General features: G+C 39.2%; 3 protein-coding genes. 1 reads left to right on the top strand and 2 read right to left on the bottom strand.

Annotated elements, in window-relative coordinates; translation table 11 throughout:
• Window positions 1-169 precede the first annotated feature (169 nt).
• Window positions 170-1,321, bottom strand: coding sequence for a MobV family relaxase (gene mobV / locus AB6D06_RS22280; RefSeq protein ID WP_372111896.1), 1,152 nt, complete (start codon window positions 1,319-1,321; stop codon window positions 170-172).
• A gap of 1,293 nt (window positions 1,322-2,614) precedes the next feature.
• Between mobV and AB6D06_RS22285 the strand changes: the two genes are divergently transcribed.
• Window positions 2,615-2,899 (top strand): hypothetical protein, encoded by a 285-nt coding sequence (locus AB6D06_RS22285; protein ID WP_108188474.1) that lies wholly within the window; start codon window positions 2,615-2,617, stop codon window positions 2,897-2,899.
• A 93-nt stretch (window positions 2,900-2,992) separates the two neighbouring features.
• Here AB6D06_RS22285 and rfaH read toward each other — a convergent pair.
• Window positions 2,993-3,373 (bottom strand): transcription/translation regulatory transformer protein RfaH (gene rfaH, locus AB6D06_RS22290; RefSeq protein ID WP_372111898.1); only part of this gene is annotated, 381 nt, incomplete at its 5' end.

A 3,373-nucleotide genomic window follows, 5' to 3' on the forward strand; every position in this document is an offset into this window, starting at 1 on the left:
GCCCCTCAAGCGCTCTTAGTAAAGATTTGGACACTTGATCAAGGCGATATGCTTCCATAACGCCTTGTAAGTTTGTGACGCTTTTCGAGGGAATATAAAGCAAATTCTAGGTGGTTACGTTTGAACTCAGAATCGATGGAAAACACTCTTTTCCATAACTTTCTAAGAATCAATCATATGGATTGATATCTAATAAATCTGTTTTGGATAGCTCTGTGTATACCTCTTTTATTTTCTCTCTGTCTATTCGATGTGAATCAATTTGCTCTCTGTCTATGCGATATGAATCTTGGTAATGACCCTTGCTAATATCTAACTCTCTTAGAGCGTTTTGTTTTTCTATTTGTAGAGATTCGTTTATTTCCAACAAAGCATCGTTTTGTTTTTGAAGCAGGTGATAATGATTTTTAAAGCGCCTATGAATGCTTTCAACTTCATACCTGACATTTTGCATAAACGCCCCACCTTCAAGCGTATGATCTTGATATTTAGCATAAAATTCCAGCTGTTTGTTTTTTGTTTCTAATTGAATTTCAAGCTCTTTAATTCTTTGGTCTTGCTTTGAACGATGCTTTTCGTAGTTATCAATCACATAGTTAGCATATTGCCTTAACGTTTCTTTGTTATACCCACCAATAAGACCAATCTCATGAGCCTCTACATGCCTCTCTAAGCGCTCATTCTCTGTTTTTGACATCACTGTATAGTTTTGCCTGATTGGAGTATGAGTGGCCTTGCTGTGTCGCAATCCTCGCTGAATACCAAGTGAAGAAACAGCTTCTGCTGCTTCACTTTGCAACTCGACCAAGGCTTTTCGATTAAACATATTTTTCGCATCAAGAACGTTTACTGTTCTGTACTTATCCTTGCCTCGAATCTTTCGTTCTTTCTGTACGAGCGGAGTAATAATCGCGTGCATGTGTGGCGTGGATTCATCCAAATGCAGATCAACACGGACTAAGTTATCGCCATATCTATTTTTCAAAAAAACGAGATTAGCATCGCGCCAAACCTCCATTTTCTTCTGGTCAAACACACCGGTATCTAATGGGTCATCACGAAAATATTCAGGACTCGCAGACAAAACCATTTCGATGGCTATCGTCGATGCATTTTTTCCTGACTCAATGACCAGGGCTTTTTGATCTCGAATACGAGAAAAGACCAAATCATCGATGTTTCCCGAATCGATAAAAACCTCATTGAGAACACTTTTTTCAGTGTGGGCATTATCAGGTTTGTACTCTCTTTGATTGTGCTTTTTCGCTCCAGAAATATTGGAACATTTGAGTTTTTGAATTCGTAAAGACACTTGAGACATTGGCGATCCTTTGCTTCGCAGAACTCACACCGCTAACCCAAACGTAGTGCAGGACAAGTTAGCGGTATAGTGAATGTATACCCCTTTCATTTGAAAAGAATTAAGGGCGGATTCTATCAATTTGGACTAATAAATGAGGCTTGGCAAAGGGATTTTTAAGGAGGTATGAGGAGAAAAAATCTAGAGATAGAGCTCTGATTTACTAATAGATATTTATGAATATTTAATCATTGTTTTATGAATAACTATTAGATCCTTTATTAAATTTAAATATCATGTTTTTAGAGTGATTTCAAAACGTAGAGATGAAAGTGAGATGTTTGAGAACTGACGCGCTTCGCTTGTCGGATTGGCAAAATCTCTACATGCAAGCATGTAGCAGCTCTCACCAATCTTAATTAATCACTCTAAGTGACAACGTGGCGATATACGCTTGAGTGGAGGGAGTATTTTGATTTGTGTATAGGGGGTCTATCCCTAGGCTGTTGACCTAAAGATATAAGTTTGACCACCATTACACAAATTCGTCTATACGCCGTCGTTTCGGTCGTACCCGTCAATGCGGCTAGAGTCATAATACTGCTCTAACTCGACAACTAAACTCTGTATTGAGCACCATTCGCCTGTTGCCGACTGAGACCTTAATACCGCATGGGTGTCTTAGCGTGTTGGTTTAGGCTGCTTGTGTGAATGGTCAATCCCGCGACTTATGGAATCACTTCCATTGTCTTTCTCAAGCTAGAATACAATCTTGCCGAACGATTCAATACCGGACAAACGTAACGCTAGGAATTAACCACTGCACGATAGTTTCAATCCACAACCAAAAGGTTTTCGGTAAGGGTTATAAACAAAATTGCAGTTAAGAGGGATGACTTGAAGTGCGCTATATTGAATGTGCCACCCTACATGGGCTACAATCTCAATACTGGTGCAATCCACTGAGCTTTAACAACTCAATGCATCTTGGAATCATTAGCCTTGCAGGGCTTTTAATTCTGTTGGTGACAGCTCATTCTACCTAGCTATCATCACAACTTAACCCTTGTAGAATAGTTATCTAACGATTCTCGATCAAGAGGTTATGGCTACAAAATGCGTAAGCGTGATGTAGTGACCGCATTTTTATGTGGTCGCCCCCATTCAAAAAGGCAGCCCTAGGGCTGCCTTTTTTCGTTTCATTACCATCTAAGAGCTTGGTTCGCACTAAGTGCCGTTATGGTAAATCGCTAGCTTCTCCTTCCTTTTTGTGAGTTAATATTGACTCACAAAAAGGAAGGAGAAGTAATCAAGATGAAGATTTCATATACTCACCCAGAGACAGAAAACAGGACATCCATTACGCTAAATGATCGCATTATTCGGCTATGGGCGATTGTGAATCATATCGAAGTTGTTGTAGATGAAGTGCCAACGGATGACTTCCTCTACGATGAAAACGTAATGAAACTCCTAAAAGTTTGGCTGAATGAGCACCATGAAGAGTTTCTCAAAGGAACGAACAATTTTCCGACCTTTGTTAGCTATTTTGAAAACATCATTCTACTCGAAGTGGAACATCGTTTAACTCGCCCATGACGCAGTAACGAAAAAGGCCGCCTAGATAGGCGACCTTTTTGAGTTCGTAGAAAGTGCAGTTACGTTAAATAGACCACCTACGTACAACGGATGTTATTGAAAATCTATATCTTCATTTTCAATACTAACTTTAGTTCGAGTATTAATGAGATTAATAAGTATGATTGACCGAGCATCACCACCTGATTCATAAAACACTGCCTCAACACCAGAAAACTGCCCTCGTTTTATTTTTATCACATCACCGCACTTGTTTTTTTTTTGCTCAACATTAGCCTTTACCGTCAGATTTTCAAGACTAGTAATTAAACTAGCATCAACTTCAATGGGCACATTTCCTTTACGCACAAAATCAACCACTCCACGAGTAGAGCGAATCGATGTGAATGAAGGGCCTATTTCATAATCAAATTGTATAAAAATATAAGACGGGAACAGAGGCTCTGTAGAGGATATTATTTTCCCCTTTTTCAT

It is taken from the genome of Vibrio sp. 10N.239.311.G01, assembly GCF_041465805.1.
Classification (GTDB): Bacteria; Pseudomonadota; Gammaproteobacteria; order Enterobacterales; family Vibrionaceae; genus Vibrio; species Vibrio crassostreae_C.